Annotated in this window: 21 protein-coding genes; 20 read left to right on the top strand and 1 reads right to left on the bottom strand. The window is 51.3% G+C overall.

The window, feature by feature from the left end; all coding sequences use genetic code 11:
• Positions 1-8: 8 nt before the first annotated feature.
• From HMPREF9334_RS12260 to queA, 7 genes are read left to right on the top strand one after another with little or no spacing between them, the layout of a single operon-like run.
• Entirely contained in the window at positions 9-737 is a 729-nt protein-coding gene (locus tag HMPREF9334_RS12260; RefSeq protein WP_169311784.1) for a YebC/PmpR family DNA-binding transcriptional regulator, read from the top strand.
• Between the two features lie 58 nt (positions 738-795).
• Positions 796-1,290, top strand: a complete 495-nt coding sequence (ruvC, locus tag HMPREF9334_RS02790) for a crossover junction endodeoxyribonuclease RuvC (protein WP_006691980.1) — start codon at positions 796-798, stop codon at positions 1,288-1,290.
• A gap of 18 nt (positions 1,291-1,308) precedes the next feature.
• The gene (gene ruvA / locus HMPREF9334_RS02785) at positions 1,309-1,911 is read left to right on the top strand and encodes a Holliday junction branch migration protein RuvA (RefSeq protein ID WP_006691979.1); all 603 of its coding nucleotides are present in this window, start codon (positions 1,309-1,311) and stop codon (positions 1,909-1,911) included.
• Between the two features lie 24 nt (positions 1,912-1,935).
• On the top strand, positions 1,936-2,964 hold the full coding sequence (gene ruvB, locus HMPREF9334_RS02780) for a Holliday junction branch migration DNA helicase RuvB (protein ID WP_006691978.1): 1,029 nt from the start codon (positions 1,936-1,938) through the stop codon (positions 2,962-2,964).
• Between the two features lies 1 nt (position 2,965).
• Entirely contained in the window at positions 2,966-3,562 is a 597-nt protein-coding gene (locus HMPREF9334_RS02775; RefSeq protein ID WP_006691977.1) for an epoxyqueuosine reductase QueH, read from the top strand.
• 21 nt (positions 3,563-3,583) lie between these two features.
• Positions 3,584-4,732, top strand: coding sequence for a SpoIID/LytB domain-containing protein (locus tag HMPREF9334_RS02770; protein ID WP_006691976.1), 1,149 nt, complete (start codon positions 3,584-3,586; stop codon positions 4,730-4,732).
• 17 nt (positions 4,733-4,749) lie between these two features.
• Complete coding sequence (queA, locus tag HMPREF9334_RS02765) at positions 4,750-5,781, top strand: tRNA preQ1(34) S-adenosylmethionine ribosyltransferase-isomerase QueA (RefSeq protein ID WP_006691975.1); 1,032 nt, start codon at positions 4,750-4,752, stop codon at positions 5,779-5,781.
• Between the two features lie 34 nt (positions 5,782-5,815).
• Here queA and HMPREF9334_RS02760 read toward each other — a convergent pair whose 3' ends face one another.
• A complete protein-coding gene (locus tag HMPREF9334_RS02760; protein ID WP_006691974.1) occupies positions 5,816-7,438 on the bottom strand; it encodes an SGNH/GDSL hydrolase family protein in 1,623 nt (540 codons plus the stop codon).
• 43 nt (positions 7,439-7,481) lie between these two features.
• Between HMPREF9334_RS02760 and cobO the strand changes: the two genes are divergently transcribed.
• From cobO to alaS, 13 genes are all read left to right on the top strand, one after another.
• A complete protein-coding gene (cobO, locus tag HMPREF9334_RS02755; protein ID WP_006691973.1) occupies positions 7,482-8,018 on the top strand; it encodes a cob(I)yrinic acid a,c-diamide adenosyltransferase in 537 nt (178 codons plus the stop codon).
• 169 nt (positions 8,019-8,187) lie between these two features.
• On the top strand, positions 8,188-9,840 hold the full coding sequence (ilvD, locus tag HMPREF9334_RS02750) for a dihydroxy-acid dehydratase (protein WP_006691972.1): 1,653 nt from the start codon (positions 8,188-8,190) through the stop codon (positions 9,838-9,840).
• A 113-nt stretch (positions 9,841-9,953) separates the two neighbouring features.
• Positions 9,954-10,448 carry a tRNA (cytidine(34)-2'-O)-methyltransferase gene (locus HMPREF9334_RS02745; protein WP_006691971.1) on the top strand — a complete coding sequence of 165 codons (495 nt, stop codon included), beginning with the start codon at positions 9,954-9,956 and terminating at the stop codon, positions 10,446-10,448.
• A complete protein-coding gene (murB, locus tag HMPREF9334_RS02740; RefSeq protein ID WP_006691970.1) occupies positions 10,445-11,356 on the top strand; it encodes a UDP-N-acetylmuramate dehydrogenase in 912 nt (303 codons plus the stop codon). Before HMPREF9334_RS02745 ends, murB begins: the two co-directional genes overlap by 4 nt.
• Positions 11,357-11,394: 38 nt before the next feature.
• Complete coding sequence (locus tag HMPREF9334_RS02735; RefSeq protein WP_006691969.1) at positions 11,395-12,354, top strand: bifunctional riboflavin kinase/FAD synthetase; 960 nt, start codon at positions 11,395-11,397, stop codon at positions 12,352-12,354.
• 84 nt (positions 12,355-12,438) lie between these two features.
• Positions 12,439-12,705, top strand: coding sequence for a 30S ribosomal protein S15 (gene rpsO / locus HMPREF9334_RS02730; RefSeq protein ID WP_006691968.1), 267 nt, complete (start codon positions 12,439-12,441; stop codon positions 12,703-12,705).
• 129 nt (positions 12,706-12,834) lie between these two features.
• Complete coding sequence (locus tag HMPREF9334_RS02725) at positions 12,835-14,904, top strand: polyribonucleotide nucleotidyltransferase (RefSeq protein ID WP_006691967.1); 2,070 nt, start codon at positions 12,835-12,837, stop codon at positions 14,902-14,904.
• A complete protein-coding gene (locus HMPREF9334_RS02720; RefSeq protein ID WP_006691966.1) occupies positions 14,904-15,473 on the top strand; it encodes a cob(I)yrinic acid a,c-diamide adenosyltransferase in 570 nt (189 codons plus the stop codon). The genes HMPREF9334_RS02725 and HMPREF9334_RS02720 overlap by 1 nt, the downstream gene beginning before the upstream one ends.
• 13 nt (positions 15,474-15,486) lie before the next feature.
• Positions 15,487-16,728, top strand: coding sequence for an adenosylhomocysteinase (locus tag HMPREF9334_RS02715; RefSeq protein WP_006691965.1), 1,242 nt, complete (start codon positions 15,487-15,489; stop codon positions 16,726-16,728).
• Between the two features lie 11 nt (positions 16,729-16,739).
• Complete coding sequence (locus tag HMPREF9334_RS02710) at positions 16,740-18,017, top strand: amidohydrolase (protein ID WP_006691964.1); 1,278 nt, start codon at positions 16,740-16,742, stop codon at positions 18,015-18,017.
• A gap of 76 nt (positions 18,018-18,093) precedes the next feature.
• Positions 18,094-19,956 (top strand): DNA translocase FtsK 4TM domain-containing protein, encoded by a 1,863-nt coding sequence (locus HMPREF9334_RS02705; RefSeq protein ID WP_006691963.1) that lies wholly within the window; start codon positions 18,094-18,096, stop codon positions 19,954-19,956.
• Complete coding sequence (locus HMPREF9334_RS12870; RefSeq protein ID WP_006691962.1) at positions 19,913-20,689, top strand: DNA translocase FtsK; 777 nt, start codon at positions 19,913-19,915, stop codon at positions 20,687-20,689. Before HMPREF9334_RS02705 ends, HMPREF9334_RS12870 begins: the two co-directional genes overlap by 44 nt.
• 133 nt (positions 20,690-20,822) lie before the next feature.
• Entirely contained in the window at positions 20,823-23,444 is a 2,622-nt protein-coding gene (alaS, locus tag HMPREF9334_RS02700; protein ID WP_006691961.1) for an alanine--tRNA ligase, read from the top strand.
• The last annotated feature ends 1 nt before the right edge of the window (position 23,445 follow it).

The raw sequence follows: 23,445 nt of genomic DNA, 5'->3' as shown, positions 1-23,445 counted from the left end.
TCGAAACAATGTCAGGACATTCCAAATGGGCTAATATCAAACGCAAGAAGGGCGCTAATGATGCCATTCGCGGCAAGATTACTACGAAGATTGGGCGTGAGATCACGATTGCCGTCCGTATGGGCGGCGGCGACCCGACAGGCAATATGCGTCTGAAACTTGCTCTTTCCAAGGCGAAGGCAAACAATATCCCGAAGGACAATATCAACCGTGCTATTCAGAAGGGACTTGGCGCAACCGAGGGAAGCAACTACGAAGAACTCTTTTACGAGGGCTATGGTCCCGGCGGCACAGCTGTCATGCTCGACATTCTGACGGACAACCGTAACCGTACGGCGGCAGATGTTCGTCATCTCTTCTCAAAGTATGGCGGCAATCTCGGTCAGGACGGCTGCGTGTCATGGATGTTCAAGAAGAAAGCGGTCTTTATTGTCGAGCGTGAATCGTTCGATGATGAGGATGCTCTCCTTGAGATTGTCCTTGAGGCAGGTGCGGAGGATATGCGTTCGGAGGACGATGTCTTTGAAATCACTGCCGAGCCGGAAGCTTTTGAGGCGATTGAGGCGGTTCTCGGAGAAAAGGGGATTGAGACGGCATCTGCCGAGGTGACGATGGTTCCGGATACCACGGTTCATCTTGCCGACAAGGATGCGGAAAAGATGCAAACCCTGATCGATGCGCTCGAGGACAACGACGATGTCCAGAACGTCTACAGCAACTACGAAATGGACGAATAAACGGAGGTTCACCGATGAAAGTGCAGACAAGGTGTCTGCACTTTTTTAGGGAAATAAGATGTTAGTACTCGGTATCGATCCAGGCACTGCCATCTGCGGCTACGGTTTTGTAGAGCAGAATGGATCGCGTCTGCGGGCACATGCCTACGGCGCGATCACAACACCGTCGAAAATGGCGGTGGAAAAACGACTTTTGAAAATTCATACAGAACTGGCATCACTTATTCAAACGTATTCCCCCGATGCAATGGGGGTGGAGCAGCTTTTCTTCAATCGGAATGTGACGACGGCGATTCCGGTCGGTCAGGCGCGCGGTATTGTTCTTCTAGCTGCGGCTCAGAACAACATTCCAATCGTAGAGCGGACACCGCTGCAGGTAAAGCAGTCGGTAACGGGGTATGGAAAGGCGACGAAGGAACAGGTTATATACATGGTAACGAAGCTCTTGAACCTGCCTGCTCCGCCCCATCCTGACGATACGGCAGATGCACTTGCCATTGCCATCAGTGCGGCACACTGTGTGGACAGCATCGCTTGGCGCAATCGAATGTAGACGGGGAGTACAGAGTCAATGATTGGATTTTTACGCGGAAGAGTTGCATATACATTTCCGGACTATTGTTTTTTGGATGTGCACGATGTTGGCTATCGAGTGTTTATCTCACATCAGACGCGCAATCAGATCTCTGTTGGTACAGAGGTCATGCTTTATATCCATACCCATGTGCGCGAGGATGCAATTCTCCTTTATGGTTTCTTTTCACAGGAGGAGTATGATCTATTTCAGCACTTGATCGGCATTTCCGGCATCGGGCCGAAGGTGGCACAGGGAATTCTGTCCGCAATTACGGCAAATGATTTTTATCACCTGATTCATCGGAAGGATGTTAAGGCGATTACAAAGCTTCCCGGGATCGGGAAAAAGACGGCCGAACGCATCATCTTAGAACTCAAGGATAAGCTCTCGGCTACCTCCTTTGATGTGTCCGATGCAGCCGATGACACGGCCTCCTTGGGGGATGCGATGGGGGATATGGTTTCGGAGGCGATCGAGGCACTCCTCAGTCTTGGCTTCCAGCAGAGTGAAGTCCAGTCTGTGCTCAAGAAAAAGTCCGATTGGGAAAGCACGGAAGAAATCATCCGTTACGCATTGGCAGAGCTGCAGCGTTTTTGAGAAAGGGGGGATTCACCGTTGGATATGTACGAGGATGAGGAGTTGGTGTCCTTTGAGGAGCAGAGTGCGGACGGATGGCAGTACAGTCTGCGCCCGCGTCGGCTGAGTGAGTATATCGGGCAGGACAAGGCGAAGTCGAATCTGTCCAAATTTATCCAGGCGGCGCTTTCCCGCAACGAAGCTCTGGATCACGTCCTTCTCTATGGACCGCCCGGGCTTGGCAAAACAACACTCGCGGCGATTATTGCGAATGAGATGGGGGCGAATTTTCGTCAAACGTCTGCTCCTGCCATCGAGCGACAGGGGGATCTTGCCTCTCTGCTCACGAACTTGCAGGCACATGATGTTCTGTTTATCGATGAGATTCACCGCCTCTCTCATCATGTCGAGGAGATCCTTTATTCGGCGATGGAGGATCACGCGATTGATATCATCATCGGCAAGGGGCCGAGTGCTCGCTCTCTGCGGTTGGATCTCGCACCGTTTACTCTGGTTGGTGCGACGACAAAGACAGGGGCTCTTTCTGCTCCGCTGCGTGACCGATTCGGGATTCAGTTGCGTCTGGAATACTATACCCCCGAGGCTCTTTTGCTCATCATCGAACGTACGGCGGAGATTCTTTCCGTCTGTATCGAGCGTGAGGGTGCTCTGGAGATCGCGCGTCGCTCGCGCGGAACGCCGCGCGTTGCGAACCGCATTCTAAAGCGTGTCCGTGACATCGCACAGGTGGCTGGAGAGAGCATTATCTCCAAAGCGGTGACGATGGAGGCACTGGAAGCTCTTGAGGTTGATGAGATGGGGCTTGAAAACAAGGATCGTCATATGCTCGAAGTCATGATCCAAAAGTTTTCCGGCGGTCCCGTTGGACTGAAGACTCTCGCAGCGGCACTCAGTGAAATGGTGGAGACCATCGAGGATGTCTACGAACCGTACCTGATTCAACTCGGCTTTATTGCACGTACGGCACGCGGACGGGTTGTCACGCGCGGCGGATACGAGCATATGGGGATGATGTTTCCCAAAAATGATAACAGACAAGGAGAACTGCTCTGAGATGAAACTGCTCATGCATATGTGCTGCGGACCATGTTCCTGCTATCCACTCAAAAAACTGCGTTCCGATGGCATTGAGCCGACCGGCTATTTTTTCAATCCGAATATTCATCCCTATAAGGAGTGGGAGGAGAGACTGGAAAATGCAAGGAAATTTGCAGATCTGATGCAGATGGACTTCATTGCAGATGAGATGTATGCCATGCGCGAATTCCTCAAAAAAGCTCTCCCGGCGGAGGGGACAAAGAAGGGGCGCTGTCGTATGTGTTATACATGGCGTCTGGAAGAATCGGTACGGTACGCGGCAGAACACGGATTTGACAGCTTTACCTCGACGCTGTTTTACAGTATTTATCAGCAGCATGATCTGATGCGCTCTGTTGCGGAGCACTTTGCAAAAGAATATGGGATTGCCTTTTACTACGAGGACTTCCGCGTCGGCTGGCAGGAGGGCATCGATCTGAGCAAGGAGCTCGGGCTCTATCGCCAGTCCTACTGCGGCTGTGTGTTCAGCGAGGAGGAGCGGTACAGTCGGGTGCTTCGGAAGCTCCAACGCAAGGAGAACAAAGAGAAGAAACGTCTGCGCCTGATGGCATGATAAGCGAAAGAAGGGCTTACGATGAAATCTTATCTCCGCCTGTGTATGTTCTTCCTCTGTGCCGTGTTTGCCATACTGCCGCTGCAGGTGTTTGCTTCATGGCAGCCGGAAATCTCTGTAGGGCTTAGTCAGGGGATATCTGAGGTTCAACTTTCGGCAACAAACGGAAAGCTGTCCGTCTATGAGAATCCGGAGCAAAAGCCGATTCTTGTGGTGCCGCAGGGGAGAACACTCGATGTTCGTATGATGCGGGACCAGCTTGTCGTAAACGGACGGGAGATCAATGGGGAGCGTCTAGTGATTCAGCCAGAGACCTCCGGATTTATCCAGGTGAATCATACACCGTATCGTGGCTGCATCGCCATTTTAAAGAGGACGGGGCTTACCGTTGTCAATCATGTCCTTGTAGAGGACTATCTCTACGGCGTCGTCCCGAAAGAGATGCCGCCGAGCTGGAATGCGGAGGCTCTGCGGGCACAGAGCGTGGCGGCGCGTACCTTTGCCTTGAAAAATCGAAAGCGTCACAGCGCGGAAGGATTTGACCTCTGCAGCACCTCGCATTGTCAGGTCTATGAGGGGATGTCTGCAGAGACACGGACGACAACAGCGGCGGTTGACAGCACGCACGGAGAAGTTCTTTTCTATAAGGGCGCAATTATGGATGCGCTCTTTCATACGGATTCCGGTGGCATGACAGAGTCCAGTGAATATGTATGGGGCAGCTCTGTGCCATACCTGCGCTCTGTTGCTGAGGTTCAAATGCAGACGCAGCCATGGAACCGTACTGTTTCCATGAGTGAATTTGTACAAAAACTGGAAAAGAATGGAAGGGCGATTGGAACGCTGAAAGAAGTTCGCTTGTCACCTCTGACTGTGGGCAAGGGGAGTTCTGACCGAAGCCCCTCCGGACGCGTTCGTTCGGCAGAGTTTGTCGGAACAAAGGGGCGCATCACACTCTCGGGCAACGACCTGCGCTCTGCATTTTCCCTACCAAGCACGCTGTTTTCCATACGCATCGGCAAGACGGACATAAACTTCAGCGGTTATGGCTCCGGTCATGGTCTTGGACTCTCCCAGTGGGGGGCACAGGCACTTGCGGACAAGGGGAAGAGCTATAAGGACATCCTCTTTCACTACTATACGGACGTTATCCTTGAGAAGCTATACTAGACCAGGTGAACTACGAGATGGATATTTCTGATTTTGACTATGATCTGCCGGAGGCGCGTATTGCTCAGACACCGCTAGAGCCGCGTGACAGCGCACGTCTTATGGTTTTGCACCCCAAAGAGCATACGATTGAGCATCGGCATTTTTATGAACTTGGCGATTTTCTAAGAAACGGTGACGTTCTGATCTTCAACGATACGCGTGTCATTCCTGCACGGCTCATCGGCGCACGCAGTCAAACGGGCGGGAAGGTCGAGGTCTTTCTCCTGCGCCAAATCGACAAAGACCAATGGGAAGTGCTTGTTAAACCGGGGAAAAAAGCGCGTGTTGGTTCTGTCATTCAGTTTGGTGATGAACTTTCCTGTGAGATCATCGCCGATACGGATTTCGGCGGACGTATCGTACGTTTTATCTACCACGGTATCTTTGAGGAAATTCTGGATCGCTTGGGTTCTATGCCTCTGCCGCCCTACATTCATGAAAAACTCGAAGATCGTGAGCGTTACCAGACGATCTACAGCCGTGTAAAAGGATCTGCTGCTGCGCCGACGGCAGGTCTCCATTTTACGAAAAACCTCATGGAACGACTGCACGAACAGGGCATCCAATTCGGCTTTATTACCCTCCATGTCGGACTTGGGACCTTTCGACCTGTTCATGTGGATGTGATTGAAGACCATGTGATGCACCGCGAATTTTATTCTGTTCCCACTGAGACAGCGGAGCTTATCCAACGGGCAAAACTGGAAGGTCGACGTGTTGTCGCGGTCGGTACAACGTCGATCCGCACGCTTGAGGCATCGGCTGCAAGCACGGGGCATATTGAGGCAGGATCGGGATGGACGGATATATTTATCTACCCCGGATACGAATTCAAAGTCGTAGATGCTGTGATTACGAATTTTCATCTGCCAAAATCCACATTGATTATGCTCATCAGTGCATTTGCAGGACGTACGTTTACGCTTGAGGCATATCGGACAGCAGTGAAAGAACAGTATCGCTTCTTTTCCTTTGGCGACGCGATGTTCATTTCATCCAAATCGTAAAAAACAACGCGATCGAGAATCGCGCTGCTTTGCATTATGGAAGTTCTTGGAAGACGTCGCGGTGTTGATTGATGATCTCCGCCATCATCCGTTTCCCATCAATATCCGGGTGCAGTCCGTCCGTGGAAAGGCGTGGATCAAGAATCTGCTTCTGTACATCATAGAAATACGGTTCGATGTCGATGTAGAAATCCTGCGACCGAATCCACATATTGACGGCAGTCAGCTTCCATTTCCAGGAGAGATCTGTTTCCGAGTGGAAAGCAAGAGAAATACGTTCTGGGTTGAGCGGCAGAAGTGTTAGGAAGATCGGGCGGATGTCATGGGCAAGGCATTTTTTTTGCAGCTCATCCAAATCATCGACGATGTCCTGTGCCGTTATGCCTGTTGCTCGCAGACTGTTTGATCCCGTCAGGATCAGAAGATTTTCAGGATGCAGGGGAAGCACGTCCTGCTCGAAGCGTTCCAGTGTTGTATGAGCGGTATCACCGCTCCGTCCGAGGTTGAGACAGGTAAACGGCAGATATGTGGTATAGCTGTACTCGAGGAATGCAGGCGAGCTCGAGATTGCACCCCCTCCGTGTGTAATGCTGTCCCCGAGTGCTGCAGCGTAGAGGCGATTCTTGGGCGGCGCATCGACCGTGAATGAGGCAAGATCGGACCATGTTCCCACCGTGTTTCCTTGCGTATCTAATCCGCGCACGCGCCAGTAATATTTACCTGCATAAGGTCTCGCATATTCGTCGTAGATGGCATTGGTGGCAGTGATCATCTGCGCCCATGCGCGGTTTGGATCGGGCAGTATCCCGTGCTCCTGTGCAGGGGGATCAGTCAGCAGCTCAACCTCATAATGCGTTACGCCGTTCAGCGGAATCCATTGATAGACGGGATAGATTGGCTGATGGAAATTCATCACCTGATCGTATGTGTTTGGAATCGGACGGTTCGGAAACTCGGCGGATTTATCCAGATACAGCGGCTCTGCTATGGAAAACTCTCCGATTGGCTCATGTTCGAGACTGAGGGCACGGACACGCCAATACAGTTTTTCATATGACGAATAGGCACGAAGATCCGCCTGCCATCCATTCGTGAAAATATTGCGCGTACTCATCAGGTGATTTGTTGGGGAAAGCTCCGTGCCACTTTCTTTTGAGGGGGGGGCAGACAGAATCTCGACCTCGTAGAGAACGGCGTTTGGAATGCTGTGCCACACGAGAAAGGGCTTGAGGCTTGCGGGGTGCTCCTTTGTATAGTGGTAGATGGAAATTGGGGATTTTGCCATAAAGTAGGGTGTTGGAATTGGCGATGATGGGGCTGTCACTGCACCAAACATACCGTAGGCCGTAATCCGATAATAAAATGGGATCGGTGCGGAGGAGATCGGGCAGGAAGGCGATGTGGTAAACTCTGTCTTTACGTGTTCGTAGATTGACTCGTCAGAAACCGTTCCTGTCGTCTTGAGGTATGTATCAACGCGATAATAGCAGGGATAGGGAAGACGTTCCCACAAGAGTGTTGCGTTTCCATCCGTCTCCTGCACTTGGGCGGTCACGTCGATCTGCCTCAGATTCAGGAGGTCCATGCGCTCAATGCTAAAGATACATCCAAGAACTGCAAGGAAAATAATGCCCGTGAAGAAAAAATAATGCTTCATGTATTCACCTAACATATATCATTCAGAAAGTTGAGGGATTCCTATGGAAAATAGAGGTCTTGTCATTGTTCATACCGGTGACGGAAAGGGGAAGACAACAGCGGCACTCGGGATGGCAATACGTGCATGGGGAAATCATCTGCGCGTGCTCATCCTCCAGTTCATCAAGGGCAGCTGGAAGTATGGTGAACTTGAATCCATCAAGGCACTCGCTTCGATCAACGATCAGATTGAAATTCGGCAGGGCGGTCTCGGATTCTCACAGAGAGGCAGCGGCGCAGAGGAAGAGCATCGGTGTGCTGCCGCAGAGCTTCTTCAGACCGCTATGGATGAGCTTCGGAGCGATGCGTGGGATATGATCATCCTCGATGAATTTAACTATGCCTATTCCTTTGGATTCATCTCATTGGATGAATTGGAGCAGTTGCTTTCCGTACGTCCCGAGAAAACACATCTGATTTTTACGGGGCGAAATGCGGCACAGGAACTCATCGACCGCGCGGATCTCGTTACCGAAATGCGTCTTATCAAGCATCCCTTTCAGCAGGGAATCAAAGCCCAAAAGGGAATTGAGTTTTAATATTATAGCACATTCATCGCATGTGTGCCATGAGCGATAAACTCATTGCGGCAAAGCTATTGAAAAAAAACATGGAATGCGTTAAAATCTCTGTCATGCCTTTGTAAACTGTGGTTGGTTTATGGATGTGTGTATTATCCATAAATCAATGTAGATTGGGAGAGTTTTTATGAGAAGTGATGTTGTAAAAAAAGGAGCGACACGCTGTGCGCATCGCTCGCTTTTTCATGCGAACGGATATGGTTCGGATGATCTCAAAAAGCCGCTGATCGGTGTCTGTAACTCATTTAACGAGATCATTCCGGGGCACTTTCATCTGAATACGATTGCGGAAGCTGTGAAGCTCGGCGTGGCAGCTGCAGGTGGAACGCCGATTGAATTTCCGTCGATCGGTGTCTGTGATGGAATTGCCATGGGGCATACGGGGATGAAATACTCCCTTGCAAGCCGTGAGCTGATTGCGGACTCCATCGAAGCCGTTGCGATGGCATCGGGATTTGATGGACTTGTCCTCATTCCGAACTGCGATAAGGTTGTGCCTGGGATGCTCATGGCGGCGGCACGTCTCAATATCCCGGCAATCCTCGTTAGTGGAGGTCCCATGCTTGCAGGACGCCACTGCGGACGTGACATCAGTGTCAGTCAGGCGTTCGAGGCTGCGGGGATGTTTGCTGCAGGCAAGATGGATGCGCATGAAATGACGGCGATTGAGGAACATGCCTGCCCGAGCTGCGGTTCCTGTTCCGGACTGTTCACAGCGAATACGATGAACTCCTTGACCGAAGTGCTCGGCATGGGGCTTCCCGGCAATGGTACGATTCCCGCACCCTATACGGGTGAGCGTCGCTTGCTCGCAAAACAGGCGGGGGCAGTCATTCTCGATCTCGTTGAAAAAAATATCTGTCCGCGTGATATCATGACACTCGAAGCTTTCGAAAATGCGATTACGGTCGATATGGGCATTGGCGGCTCATCGAACACAGTACTGCACCTCACTGCGATCGCGCACGAGGCCGGGATCGAGCTCCCGCCGCCGCTCTTCGATGAGATCAGCAGACGTACACCGTATATTACGAAGCTGAGCCCGGCAGGAACGCATCATATGCAGGATCTGAACGAGGCGGGCGGAATTTCGGCTGTTATGAAGGAGCTCTCGAAGAAGAACTTGCTGCACCTGGATGCGCTGACGGTTACGGGCACGGTGCGTGAGCGTATTGCCCATGCCGAGATCCTTGATCCCACGGTGATTCACAGTGTCGAGAACCCCTATCGTCCCGAGGGAGGTCTTGCGATTCTGCGCGGCAACCTTGCACCCGATTGCGCAGTTGTCAAAGCATCGGCGGTTGCGGACGATATGCTCACCTATCGTGGAACAGCACGCTGCTTTAACTCTGAAGAGGAGGGCGTCAATGCCATCATTGAAGGGAAGATCCACGATGGGGATGTCGTTGTCATCCGCTACGAAGGGCCAAAGGGCGGTCCCGGAATGCAGGAGATGCTAAACCCGACAGCGGTCATTACAGGCATGGGGCTGAAGGTCGGTCTGATTACAGACGGACGGTTCAGCGGCGCAAGTCAGGGGGCTTGTGTTGGTCATGTATCACCGGAGGCGATGTCGGGCGGACCGATTGCACTGATCGAAGACGGCGACATGATTACGATTGATATTCCGAATCGTAAACTTGAACTCGAAATCAGCGATGAAGAACTTGCAAAGCGTCGTGCAAACTGGGTACGGCCCGAACCTAAGATCAAAACGGGGTATCTTGCCCGCTACGCAAAGCTGACGACATCTGCGAATGAAGGTGCAATTCTGCGCTAAGAAGAACATCGTGCAACCCACGGGAGTTTCTGTGCCTGTGGGTTGTTTTTATATGTGTAATTCGCTATAATGACGGTGCATTATTTCTGAAAGAGAGTGGAGGCTCATAACATATGCACATTGTTCTGGTCGAGCCGGAGATTCCGGGGAATACGGGGAACATTGCACGGCTATGTGCCGGAACGGGCATCGAGCTTCATCTCGTGCGGCCGCTTGGATTCTCGACGGATGACAAATATTTGAAACGCGCGGGACTGGATTATTGGCATCTTGTCAAGGTGCATTATCATGACAGCTTTGACGAGGTTCAAGTGAAGTACGAGGGGCATCCATTTTATTTCTGTACGACGAAAGCAGCACAGATCTACTCCGACATTGCCTATACATCGGATGTATTTCTCGTCTTTGGCAAGGAGACGGCGGGGCTGCCGGAATCGTTGCTGGCTGCCAATGAGGCGCACACGATTCGTATTCCGATGCACGCGGGAGCACGTTCTCTGAATCTGTCCAATGCTGTTGCTGTCGTTGCATACGAGGCTCTGCGTCAAAATGCTTTTGTTGAATTAAGTCTTGCCGGAACAGGCTGTGGGGGATCGCATAAAATATGAACAAGGAATTCGTTCGTGTCTGTTATCAGGAATTCGATTCATCGCGTCTCTTTACGGATGCGCCTCTTCGTTTTCACACGACCTTTCGGATCGGGGGGCCTGCCGATCTGCTCTTTTATCCGCAGAATACGGGAGAAGTACAGAAGATCATCGGTCTTGCAAGGGAATATGGCGAGCCGATTACATGGCTCGGTAACGGGTCAAATATATTGGTGCGCGACGGCGGTATCCGTGGCCTCGTAATACGATTTAGTCGTAAGATGGCATTCGTATCGTGTGAGGATACGGATCTCGTCGTTGGTGCGGGTGCTCTGCTGCGGGATGTTGCTTCATATGCACAGGAGAATGGTCTTGCGGGGCTTGAATTTGCCTGTGGGATTCCGGGGAGCATCGGCGGTGCGATCTTTATGAATGCGGGGGCTTATGACGATGAGATGAAGTCTGTCGTCGTTTCGGTAACGACCGTTTCCCCAAGGGGGGAGGTTCGGACGTATTCTGCCAAGGAGCTTGATTTCGGCTATCGTCACAGCATCTTTCAGAGCTGTGATGAGGCAATTTGCGAAACACGTCTGCATTTACACGAAGATAACCGTGCGCAGATCTTGGCGCGCATGGAGGATCTGAACCAGCGACGTGAAAGCAAGCAGCCCCTGGCATATCCGAGTGCAGGAAGCACATTCAAGCGTCCTCCGGGATATTTTGCCGGAACACTGATCGATCAGACGGGGTTAAAGGGGCTTACCGTCGGCGGTGCACAGGTTTCACAGAAACATGCGGGGTTCATCATCAACATTGGCAATGCGACAGCAGATGACGTTCAGCGACTGATCGCAGCCGTGCAGAAACGGGTTTATGCGAAACACGCGGTAGAACTTTTTCCGGAGCTGCGCATCATTGGAGAGCCGTGACTAACGGAATATACATATGAGGAGAATGCTTTTTCCCCATGGAAAAATATAAAGAGCTTGCTGATTTTTCATCAAAATATTCAAATATCGTAATTGCACTTGGTATGTTTGATGGCGTCCACATCGGTCATCAGGAAATCATACGGACGGCAGTTGCAAAGGCGCAGGAAATCAATGGGGCTGCGCTTGTTTTTTCATTTTCCAACCACCCGCGTTCCATCATTGCTCCAAATGCCGTGCCGCACCGCATTGCAAGCGGCGCCATACGCTTTTGTGTTCTGAAGAATCTTGGCGTGAACGCCTTGGTGGAAATCCCTTTTACGGCTGATTTTGCTGAGACGGGTGCAGCGGATTTTATTGGACTTTTGCAGCGGCATTTTTCGCCGAAATACATTGTTGTGGGGGAGAATTATACCTTTGGCAGAGGGGGGCACGGGACGCCGACACTCTTGCGGGACAGTGCCGTGACATACGGTTTTCAGGTGATCGTATGCCAATCGGTCATGCGTGACGGCGCACCGGTTAGTAGTACGCGAATTCGTGCCCTCATTGCAAATGGGGATCTGTCCAAAGTCAATGAATACCTCGGCTATCCGTTTACCATCAATGGGACGGTGATTCACGGACAGGAACGCGGGCGCAGGCTTGGCTTTCCGACAGCGAATCTGGCACTGCGCGAAGAATTTGAGCATCTGCCGAACGGCGTCTATGCTGTATCAGTCTTCTACCAGGGGCGTCTTTATCATGCGGCCGCAAACATTGGGAACAATCCAACATTTGACGGTTGTGATCGACGGCTGGAAGTTCATATCATGGAGTTTTCAGGGGATCTTTACGATGAAGAGCTCATGATTTCATTTTACAAAAAAATACGAGACGAGCAGTGTTTTTCTTCCATCGATGATTTAATTCGTCAGATTGCAGATGATAAAGAGACTGTCGAACATATTTTTGATAAAAGTTTTCGTTTACAAGAAAATATTTCTATGGTAATATGATGAGCGCAACAGAACCATGACTCAGATAGCGAATAATCCGACGTTTTCTTGGTCAGTGGTGAAAATTTATGAGGAGGATTCGATATGCTCACACAGGAAAAGAAACAGGAAATCATCAAGGAATATGCGGTACATGAGGGAGATACAGGATCACCCGAGGTGCAGATTGCTGTCCTGACGGCACGCATCCAGTACCTGACGGAACATCTGAAGGAACACAAGAAAGATCATCACTCACGCCGTGGGCTTTTGAAGATGGTTGGCCATCGCCGTCGCCTTCTGAGCTATCTGTATCAGACGGATATTGAGCGCTATCGTTCGATCATTGCGAAGCTCAACCTGCGTAAGTAATATTTTAGGACAAAGAGTAAGAGCGGGGACTTCCCCGCTTTTTTGCTATCGAGACAAGGATTCTATGATATTGTGTCGAATGCTTTTGTTATACGGAACGATTTAAGAAACGAATCTAGGAGGATTTGTATGCAATGCTTTGAGATTGAGCTGGGCGGACGTAAGCTGACAATAGAGCATGGGAAGATGGCAAAGCAGGCGAATGGTGCTGTACTGGTTCGCTATGGCGACACTGTTGTCCTAGTGACGGCAACTGCTTCGAGTGCACCGCGTGAGGGCGTTGATTTTTTCCCCTTGACAGTGGACTATGAAGAGAAGATGTATGCAGCAGGAAAGATTCCCGGCGGCTTTATCAAGCGGGAGGGTCGTCCGAGCAACGATGCCGTGCTCTGTGCGCGCCTCATTGATCGTCCCATCCGCCCTCTTTTCCCCGATGGCTTTCGCAACGATATCCAAATCGTTGCGACGGTCTTGTGCGTAGAACAGGACAATCCTCCGGAAATTGCTGCGATGATCGGTGCTTCCTGTGCGCTGACGGTGTCTGATATTCCTTTCATGGGACCGATTGCGGGCGTTCGTGTTGGTTATGTTGATGGAGCCTTTGTCATCAATCCGACGGAGGCTCAACGTGCTGTTTCGGATCTCAACCTTACCGTAGCTGGGTCGTACGATGCCGTGATGATGGTGGAAGCGGGCGCAAATGAACTTTCTGAAGAAGTCGTTCTCGACGCGATCCTATTCGGTCATGCTGAGATTCGTCGCCTTGTCGAGTTTCAGAACAATATTCGGAGTGCCTGTGGAAAAGAAAAGATCGTTCCTGCAATTTTCACTGTTTCCGAGGAGCTGGAGTCTAAGGTGCGTGCGTATGCAGAGGAGCGTCTTGATGCCGCAACGCGGAACAGTGACAAACTCGCACGCGATGCGGATATTGCCGCAATTAAGGCGGAGACGGTCGAGCATTTCATCGAGGAATACCCGGATGCCGCAAAAGAAATTGCACAGATCCTCTACAAGATCGAAAAGGGCATTGTCCGTCATATGATTACGCACGAGAAGATCCGTCCGGACGGACGTGCGCTGGACGAGGTGCGCCCTGTCAGCTGCGAGGTTGGCATCCTGCCGCGTACGCACGGCTCGGGGCTTTTCACCAGAGGACAGACGCAGGTGCTTACCGTCACGACGCTTGGCTCCATTGGAGACGAGCAGATCATTGACGGTCTTGGCCCTGAGACAACAAAGCACTATTTGCATCACTATAACTTTCCAGGATACAGTGTCGGTGAGGCTCGCCCCATGCGCAGTCCCGGACGGCGTGAGATTGGGCATGGAGCGCTCGCAGAGCGTGCTCTTTTCCCGATGATTCCATCGATCGAGGACTTCCCCTATACGATTCGCCTCGTCTCGGAGATTCTCGAATCGAACGGCTCGAGCTCAATGGGGAGCGTCTGCGGGAGCACGCTGTCGCTTATGTGTGCCGGCGTTCCGATCAAACGGCCTGTGTCCGGTGTTGCGATGGGGCTCGTGCGCGATGGCGATGACTACTCCATCTTGACGGATATTCAGGGGATGGAGGATGCGCTCGGCGATATGGACTTCAAGGTCGCCGGAACGACCAAGGGGATTACGGCAATTCAGATGGACATCAAGATTGCCGGAATCACGAGGGATATTCTCGCATCCGCTTTGGCTCAGGCAAAGGAGGGACGCGCGTTCATCCTTGAGAAAATGCTTGCGTGCATTGACAAGCCTGCCGCAGAGCTCTCACCCTATGCACCGCGTGTGGAAGTCATTACCATTGACATTGATAAGATTCGCGACGTCATTGGAACGGGCGGCAAGGTTGTCCGTAAGATCATTGACGAAACGGGCGTGGATGTCGATATTCACGAGGATGGAAATATTTTCATCACATCTCCGAATATGGATGCGATGGATCGCGCCCGCAAGATGATTGAGGACATTGTGCGCGAGGTCGAGGTGGGGGAGGTCTATATGGGGCGCGTTACGCGTTTCCTGAAGTTCGGTGCCTTCGTTGAACTTCTGCCCGGCAAAGAAGGGCTTTGCCACATCTCACAGCTCGCAAAACACCGCGTGGAAAGTGTCGAAGATGTGGTAAAGATTGGCGACCAGCTCGAAGTCAAGGTTATCGAAATTGATGAAAAGGGACGCATTAACGTCAGCCATAAGGCACTCCTCTGATGATTCAGGTTTACACCGGAAACGGAAAGGGGAAGACGACAGCGGCAATTGGTCTTGCCATACGCGCCCTCGGAGCTGGGTATCGCGTGTTCATGATGCAGTTTATGAAGAGCCTTGCCTATAGTGAGCAGAGACTCTTGCGTGAAATGTCGAATATGACGCTGGAGACCAGTGGAAAACCCTTCTTTGTCGCAGAAGAGGGGATGATGGATGAAAAAGCGCGGGAACAGCTTGGCGATGATGTCGTCATCTTTCCAAAAGGAAAACCCCCGGCAGATTATGTTTCCTTGCTGACTGTTGGTTTTGACCGTGTGATGGGTGTTATTGCCAAGCAAGAAGCAGAGCTTGTCATATTGGATGAGATAAATATTGCGCTTTCTTTTGGACTCTTGCAGAGAATACAGATGGAGGAACTGCTGGATATTCTTCCTGCAAAAACTGAGCTTGTCTGCACAGGCAGAAATGCACCTAAATGGCTGCTTGAACGCGCTGATTTGATTACGGAAATGCGGGAAGTGCGCCACTATTATGAGCGAGGAATTTCTGCACGAAAAGGAATTGAAAATTGAAGGGAGACTTATGATGGAGTCGATGATTCGGGATATTGCACTGGCACCATCCGGTCACGCAAAGATTGACTGGGTCAAACGTTTTATGCCGGTGATGGCGGCAGCCGACAAGGAGTATTCAGTCACGAAGCCGTTCGCCGGCATCAAGATGGTCATTACCCTGCACCTTGAGGCGAAGACGGCCTACATGGCCACGATCTTCAAGCATGCCGGCGCAGAGGTTGCTGTTACGGGCAGCAATCCGCTGTCCACACAGGATGATGTTGCGGCTGCGCTTGTCGAAGAAGGAATTCATGTCTTCGCGTGGCATGGCTGCACGGAGGAAGAATATTCCGTATTTCTCAATAAAGCACTCGATATCAAGCCGGACATTGTCATTGATGACGGCGGGGATCTGGTCGATATGCTCCATACGACGCGGCGTGATCTTCTTCCCGGACTCATTGGCGGCTCGGAGGAAACGACGACGGGCGTACATCGCCTAAAGGCGTTGGAGCGTCAGGGCAAGCTTGAGTTCCCGATGATTGCGGCAAATGACGCATACTGCAAGTATCTCTTTGACAACCGCTATGGGACGGGCCAGTCCACATGGGACGGCATCATGCGTACGACGAACCTCGTCATAGCGGGGAAGACGGTCGTTATCGCAGGATACGGATGGTGCGGCAAGGGCGGAGCGATGCGTGCACGCGGACTTGGCGCAAATGTTATCATCACGGAAGTCGATCCCATCAAGGCGATTGAGGCGGTCTTTGACGGTTTCTATGTCATGCCGATGGACGAGGCGGCAAAGGTGGGCGACATCTTCCTGACGCTTACGGGCAATAAGGACATCCTCTGCAAGCGTCACTTCGATGTGATGAAGGACGGAGCTATGATGGCGAACTCCGGACACTTCGATGTTGAGATCAACATTCCGGAGCTGACCGAGGGCTCGGCATCCAATAAAGTCGTGCGCGAGAATATCAGGGAGTTCGTCCAGCCGGATGGGCGTCGTCTCTATCTCTTGGCAGAGGGGCGACTGGTCAACCTCGCAGCGGGAGACGGGCATCCTGCTGAGATCATGGATCTTTCCTTTGGCGTACAGTTCTTCTCTGCTCTTCATCTAATGCGGCATGGAAAAGAAATGAAGAAGGGGGTTCATCTGATGCCGGATGAGATCAACGTTGAGATCGCAAATATCAAGTTGAATTCTCTTGGTGTCACCATCGATGAACTCAGCGCGGATCAAAAAGAATACCTCGGGCTGGCATAGGAGAGACTGTATTGAATACGCTGATCAAAAATGCCATCGTCCTTTTGCCTGACGGGACAACTCCAGTTGCCAACATTGCTGTTATCGATGATCGGATTGCGGCTGTGGGAGACGTTCCGGAGAACTTTCAAGCGGACAAGGTTATTGATGGAACGCAGCATTTTGCAATTCCCGGATTTGTCAACGCTCATACACACGCGTCCATGACACTCCTGCGCAGCTATGCGGACGATATGAAGCTCATGGATTGGCTGGAGCAGATGATCTGGCCGATCGAAGCAAAGCTGCGTTCGGATGATATCTACTGGGGTGCAATGCTTGCGGCGGTCGAAATGATCCGCAGTGGTACGACGGCGTTTGCCGATATGTACGGACCGGATATGGAGCGCGTTGCCGAGGTCGTTGAGGTCTCAGGTTTGCGCGGTGTGCTTTCGCGTGGTCTTATTGGTGTTGCGCCTGACAGTGACAAGAAGCTGGAGGAGAATGCTGCACTCTATGAGAACTATCATGGAGCGGCACAGGGGCGCATTACCGTTATGTTTGGCCCCCACGCTCTCTATACCTGCCCGCCGGACTACTTGAAAAAGATTGCTGCTAAGGCACAGGCACTTGGTGCTGAGGTTCATATCCATATGTCGGAGACCGTGGGTGAGATCGAGAACTGTCTAAAGGAATATGGCAAGCGGCCGTTTGCCCATGTTGCTTCGACAGGTCTGTTTGAGAATGGAACGCTTGCGGCGCACTGTGTGCATCTGGATGATGAGGATATCGATATCATCAAGAAGTACCAGATCCGTGTTGCACATAATCCCGGCAGCAATATGAAGCTCGCCAGCGGAACAGCCCCCGTGCCTCGTTTGTTGGAAGAGGGCATCTGTGTCGCACTCGGTACAGATGGGGCATCCAGCAACAACAATCTGGATATGCTGGACGAAGTACAGTTAGCAGCTCTGATGCACAAGGTTCATACGCTTGATCCGCTCGCCGTTCCTGCACTCACTGCGGTCAAGATGGGGACGGAGTACGGTGCACAGGCACTTTCCCTTCGTGATGTTGGTCGTCTGCAGGCGGGGGATAAGGCGGATATTGTACTCTTCTCCATGCACGGGGCGGCATGGACGCCGTGCTACAACCCCGTGTCACTCCTTGCGTACGCTGCGAAATCCTCATCTGTTGACGCGGTGATGGTGGATGGAAAGCTCCTCATGGAGAATGGTGCACTCACGACCTTGGATGAAGAACACATCCTGTTTGAAGCACAAAAAGTTGCAGATCGCCTGACAAAATAGTATACTGATGTACCGTAGACAAAGGTGATTTCATTTGCTATGCCTCCGCTCTCTTAGGGCGGGGGCATAATGTGATATGGAGGGATTGTTGTTGGGCAAGAAAAGTTCTGGCCGACGAACGTCGCGGTCTGTTTCCGCCAAACGGAGGAGTACGGCGCCAAACGGATCAGGACGGAAGTATGAACTCATTGGTCTTATCCTTCTTGCGTTTGCTCTGATTTCAGGGGTTGGGACTCTCGGACTGAATGTTGGTTTTGTCGGATTCTTTTTCGCGGACTTCTTTCGCTATCTCTTTGGTTGGGGAGCCCCCTTCGCTCTTTTGATCATCGCCCTCATAAGCCTGCAATACATCATACACCATCGCGGGCTGCTCTATACAAAAAAATTCTTTGGTGTCATCGGCTTGTTCATTTCACTTCTTGCCATATGGCATCACGTTGTTGTTCCTGTTGACGAGGAGATACTCCCGCAGAATCTTGCAGATGGCGGGGGATTGGTCGGCGGTGGGCTTCTCTTCCTCCTCCGGGCCTGCTTTGGTGTGGATGGCGCAATTATTTTGCTGAGTACCATCATTGTCGGATCGGTTCTTTTGGCTACGACATGGTCGCTTGCCTCCGGCTATATGAAAACGAAAGAACAGGCAAAAAAAGGAGCAAATGCAGCGGGGGCAGCCCTTCAAACGACGCGCGAAAAGGTGAGCGTGGCGGCAGAGAAAATTGAAACAAAAACATCGGCGATTGTCCATGATACGCTGTCCGCCGTTCCGTATAATCAGGCAAACGATCCCATGTTTGCAGAGGAACACAAAGAACCTGACCATCCAGCTATGGAAGATAACGTGGAAACACCACCGCTTGAATCGGAAGCACAATCTGTTCCCCATGAAGAAAATGAGGTGCATGAACCAGAGCCTGTGCAGGTACATGATGTTCCTGTTTCGGCAGCAGAGCCAATTCCTATAGAGGAAGAGCAGGAGGCTCGGACACCGATTCTCTTTGACTATGAACGGGAAATTGAAACACAGGATGATATGCCTGTTATGCCTGTGGAAAAGGCTTCCATCGTAATGGAGGAGTGCATACCTGTGGAGGAAGAGGCGGGCGATGAGACTGAGGGACATGTGGATGTAACCGATCTCCTTTCAGGGGAAGAACCTGTCGTTTCGCTCGCTTCTCCGCCTCCTGTGACACCAACTTCCGCCATCGCCGATGAGACGGGTGAGTGTCCTTATGAGCTTCCCAAGGTCACGCATATTCTTTCCAAACACATCAAGAAAGAGAATGATACGCTGGCACAGGAAATCAAGGAAAATGCACATGTTTTACAGCATACACTTGAGAGCTTTCATGTGAATGCAAAGGTTGTCAGCTTCTGTCACGGTCCTGCAGTAACACGATATGACCTTGAACCTGCACCCGGGGTGAAGGTGAGCAAGATCACGAATCTTGCCGAGGACATTGCACTGCAGCTTGCGACCTCCTCGGTTCGTATTGAGCCGGTTCCGGGAAAGGCTGCCATCGGCATTGAGATTCCAAATCGCACGTTAGAAAGCGTTCAGCTCCGCGAGGTTTTGGAGAATCCGCAGTTTCAGGAGGCTTCGTCTAAGCTTACCGTTGGTCTTGGTATGGATATCAGCGGAAAAGCCATTTTTGCGGATATCGGAAAAATGCCGCATCTCCTGGTTGCAGGTGCAACAGGTTCGGGAAAATCCGTCTGCATCAACACCTTGATTTCGAGCATCCTGTTTAAGGCAACCCCCGATGAAGTAAAGCTCATCCTGATCGATCCGAAGATGGTGGAACTCTCGAATTACAACGGGATTCCCCATCTCATGGTTCCCGTTGTGACCGATCCGAAAAAAAGCGTCCTCTGTCCTGAATTGGGCAGTACAGGAGATGGAAAAACGCTATTCGATCTTCGCAAATCACGGTGTTCGTGACATCAAGTCTTTCAACCGCCGGTATCCGGAGGAAAAGCTCCCTCTTATCGTCATTGTCATCGATGAGCTGGCAGATCTGATGATGGTATCGCCAAAGGACGTGGAGGATGCCATCTGCCGTATCCTGCAAAAAGCACGTGCGGCGGGAATTCACATGATCCTTGCAACGCAGCGTCCATCGGTCAATGTTATCACGGGAATTATCAAGGCAAATCTTCCGTCGCGTATTTCGTTTGCGGTTTCGTCACAGGTAGATTCGCGTACGATATTGGATCGCGGTGGAGCAGAGACTCTTCTTGGGAAAGGCGATATGCTTTTTTCTCCGCAGGGGGCTCCGAAGCCGATTCGCGTGCAGGGAGCATTTATCAGCGATGAAGAGGTTGAAATGCTGCTGGACTTCATCCGTGCACAGGGACAGGAGATCAGTGAGAATGAGGAACTGATCGACTTTATGGAGAATGAGGCGGCGGAAGACGAACGTGCAGATGCAGATGAGGTTTCTGTGCGGTATGATGAACTTCTTCCCAATGCGGTGGAACTCGTCATGTCCACGGGTCAAGCATCTTCATCCAATATTCAGCGCAGGCTCGGTGTTGGCTATACGAGAGCAGCACGTCTGGTCGATACAATGGAGGAATTGCGGATCATCGGCCCAAGTGCCGGCGGTAATAAGCCTCGGGAAATCCTTATGACATCAGAACAGGCAAAAGAATTGGTAAAAAGTCTCATGTGATGTGGGGCGACGTATCATGTATACCGATTTGTGATGCTGGGATTTCTATATTTTTTCTTGATTTTATGCTATACTTACGCACACTCAAGTTCTTGATGAACGTGATTTTAGGAGGGCGATTACGTTGAAGAATATGACCGGAAATGAACTGCGAGAAGCGTATTTGCAGTTTTTCGCAGAAAAAAAGGGCCACCTTCGTTTGCCCAGTTACTCCCTTGTGCCGGAAAACGATCCTACGCTTCTTTTGATTGGCGCCGGTATGGCACCTCTGAAGCCTTTTTTTACTGGTAAGGTGAAACCTCCACGTCCTCGTATTACCACCTGTCAGCGTTCTGTTCGTACAGGTGATATCGAGAATGTCGGACGTACAGCACGTCATCAGACCTTTTTTGAGATGCTTGGAAACTTCTCTTTCGGTGATTACTTCAAGAAGGAGGCGATTCCGTGGGCGTGGGAATTCCTGACAGAGGTTATTGAACTTCCAAAAGATAAACTTTGGGTTTCCATTTATCCCGAGGATGATGAGGCGCGCTCCATATGGCTGTCAGAGACAGATGTGCTGCCGGATCATATTGTTGCGTTGGAAGATAACTTCTGGGAGATCGGACCAGGTCCCTGCGGTCCGGATTCTGAGATCTACATTGATCTCGGTGAGGAACGTGGCTGTGGTGAACCGACCTGTGGGATTGGCTGTGACTGTGACCGCTTCCTCGAGATCTGGAATCTTGTGTTTACGCAGTATGATCGTACGGAGGAGGGGGAGTATAATCTCCTTGCACACAAGAATATTGATACTGGTTGCGGCTTGGAGCGGCTTGCCTCGGTCGTTCAGAACAAGAGAACAAACTTTGAGACAGATCTCCTCTATCCGATCATCGAATACACATCTAAGATTTCGGGTATAGCCTATGGTGTGGATCCGAAAAAGGATATTTCGCTCAAAGTCATTGCAGATCATGCGCGCTCTGTTGCCATCATGATTATGGACGGAATCCTTCCGTCGAATGAGGGGCGCGGTTACGTTCTGCGTCGTACGCTCCGTCGTGCAATCCGCCATGGACGTATGCTTGGGATCACAAAGCCATTCCTTGACGGCACGGTGGATGCAGTCGTTGAGATTTTCCGCGATGCAAAGGATTTTAGCGAGCTCCTGACAAAACAGGATTATATCAAACGCGTGATCCGTGTGGAAGAGGATCGGTTTGCCTCTACGCTGGCGCAGGGGATTGAGCTTTTGAATGAAGAGGTCACCCGTCTGAAGGATGTGCATGAGACTGTTCTGAATGGTGAGATTGGTTTCAAGCTCTACGATACCTATGGATTCCCGCGGGAACTCACCGAGGAGATTCTTCACGAACATGGAATCACCTTGGATGATGAAGGCTTTCACCGTGAGATGGAGAAGCAGCGCACGCGTGCAAGAAGTGCACGCGGAGAAAATCAGGCGGTTGCTGTTCCGGATCTTTCGGGCATCGATACCGGAAGCCTCACGGAGGATGCCACGGCCACAACTGCTGTAGTTGTTGCGATTTGGCGTGATGGCGAACTTGTTGATTCACTGCGCGATGGTGAGAGTGCCGGTATTATCCTGAGCACGACGCCGTTTCATGCAGAAGGTGGCGGACAGGTTGGCGATGAAGGTATCCTTCGCAGTGATCTAGGGTATCTCACCGTCAGCAATGCAAAGAGACTCCCTGATGGAACAGTCTATCATCTTGCCTATGTCGAAGAAGGGCAGATACAGTGTGGTGACACAGTAGAGATTGGACTTGATACCAAGAAAAAACTCTCATCCGCGCGAAATCATACGGCGACACATCTCCTGCAGGCGGCACTTCGGCGCGTTGTCGGCGATCATGTTCAGCAGGCGGGCTCTCTTGTCACACCGGAACGGCTGCGCTTTGATTTCACGAATTTTGAGCCTGTGAGCGAGCAGCAGCTGCGTGATGTCGAGGAATTGGTCAATGAGGAGATCCTGCGGTCAACCGATCTTCATATCTCCATGATGCCGATTGATGAGGCGAAGGCACTGGGGGCTATGGCACTCTTCGGAGAGAAGTACGGTGATATTGTTCGTGTTGTTCGTGTTCCAGACTTTAGCATCGAGCTTTGCGGCGGTTCTCATGTGACGAATACAGGACAAATTGGTTTGTTCAAGATTGTCAGTGAGTCGGGTGTCGCTGCGGGGGTGCGCCGCATCGAGGCGATTACCGGGCGTGCTGCATGTGCATATGCGGCAGAGATGGCAAGGACTGTTCAGGAAATTGCGCATAAACTGAAGACGAGACCCGAGGAACTTTGTGCTCAGGTCGATAAGTTTATGAGTGAGCGCAAGAGCATGCAGGAACAGCTGCGCAGTTTTGCTGAGTTCCGTGATCAGGCAGATGCACAGAAGCTGCTTATGGGGGTTCAAGAGATTGGGAACTTCCATGTAGTCCTTGGAAAAGCCAATGTGGATGCGATGGATGAACTTCGTAACATTGCAGATTTGACGTGTGAGAAACTTGAGATAGGTATTGTCGTCCTTGGAGCTGTTATTGACGATAAGGTCAGCCTTGTCGTCAAGGCGGATAAGGATGCCGTAAAACGCGGGGCTCATGCGGGCAATATCATTAAGGCGGCTGCAAAAGCGGTCGGCGGCGGGGGCGGCGGACGTCCCGATATGGCGCAGGCGGGTGGCAAGAATCCCGAAAAACTCCCGCAGGCATTTGAAGAGGCAGTTGCTGTGATCCGTCAGCAGGTCTCAGCCGAATAAA

Origin of the sequence: Centipeda infelix ATCC 43532 (genome assembly GCF_000234095.1) — a bacterium.
In the GTDB taxonomy this organism is placed as follows: Bacteria; Bacillota; Negativicutes; order Selenomonadales; family Selenomonadaceae; genus Centipeda; species Centipeda infelix.
The sequence above is the reverse complement of the archived record's forward strand: the minus strand, read 5'-3'. Positions and strand labels throughout refer to the sequence as shown.

Coding starts and splice junctions, on each gene's coding strand:
- HMPREF9334_RS12870 (WP_006691962.1), top strand. CDS start 19,913: ATGGAAAAACGCTATTCGATCTTCGCAAATCACGGTGTTCGTGACATC.
- ruvC (WP_006691980.1), top strand. CDS start 796: ATGTTAGTACTCGGTATCGATCCAGGCACTGCCATCTGCGGCTACGGT.
- HMPREF9334_RS02715 (WP_006691965.1), top strand. CDS start 15,487: ATGGAGTCGATGATTCGGGATATTGCACTGGCACCATCCGGTCACGCA.
- HMPREF9334_RS02745 (WP_006691971.1), top strand. CDS start 9,954: ATGCACATTGTTCTGGTCGAGCCGGAGATTCCGGGGAATACGGGGAAC.
- ruvB (WP_006691978.1), top strand. CDS start 1,936: ATGTACGAGGATGAGGAGTTGGTGTCCTTTGAGGAGCAGAGTGCGGAC.
- HMPREF9334_RS02725 (WP_006691967.1), top strand. CDS start 12,835: ATGCAATGCTTTGAGATTGAGCTGGGCGGACGTAAGCTGACAATAGAG.
- HMPREF9334_RS02775 (WP_006691977.1), top strand. CDS start 2,966: ATGAAACTGCTCATGCATATGTGCTGCGGACCATGTTCCTGCTATCCA.
- HMPREF9334_RS02735 (WP_006691969.1), top strand. CDS start 11,395: ATGGAAAAATATAAAGAGCTTGCTGATTTTTCATCAAAATATTCAAAT.
- cobO (WP_006691973.1), top strand. CDS start 7,482: ATGGAAAATAGAGGTCTTGTCATTGTTCATACCGGTGACGGAAAGGGG.
- HMPREF9334_RS02720 (WP_006691966.1), top strand. CDS start 14,904: ATGATTCAGGTTTACACCGGAAACGGAAAGGGGAAGACGACAGCGGCA.
- ilvD (WP_006691972.1), top strand. CDS start 8,188: ATGAGAAGTGATGTTGTAAAAAAAGGAGCGACACGCTGTGCGCATCGC.
- HMPREF9334_RS02760 (WP_006691974.1), bottom strand. CDS start 7,438: ATGAAGCATTATTTTTTCTTCACGGGCATTATTTTCCTTGCAGTTCTT.
- murB (WP_006691970.1), top strand. CDS start 10,445: ATGAACAAGGAATTCGTTCGTGTCTGTTATCAGGAATTCGATTCATCG.
- HMPREF9334_RS02770 (WP_006691976.1), top strand. CDS start 3,584: ATGAAATCTTATCTCCGCCTGTGTATGTTCTTCCTCTGTGCCGTGTTT.
- HMPREF9334_RS12260 (WP_169311784.1), top strand. CDS start 9: ATGTCAGGACATTCCAAATGGGCTAATATCAAACGCAAGAAGGGCGCT.
- HMPREF9334_RS02705 (WP_006691963.1), top strand. CDS start 18,094: ATGGAGGGATTGTTGTTGGGCAAGAAAAGTTCTGGCCGACGAACGTCG.
- queA (WP_006691975.1), top strand. CDS start 4,750: ATGGATATTTCTGATTTTGACTATGATCTGCCGGAGGCGCGTATTGCT.
- alaS (WP_006691961.1), top strand. CDS start 20,823: ATGACCGGAAATGAACTGCGAGAAGCGTATTTGCAGTTTTTCGCAGAA.
- rpsO (WP_006691968.1), top strand. CDS start 12,439: ATGCTCACACAGGAAAAGAAACAGGAAATCATCAAGGAATATGCGGTA.
- ruvA (WP_006691979.1), top strand. CDS start 1,309: ATGATTGGATTTTTACGCGGAAGAGTTGCATATACATTTCCGGACTAT.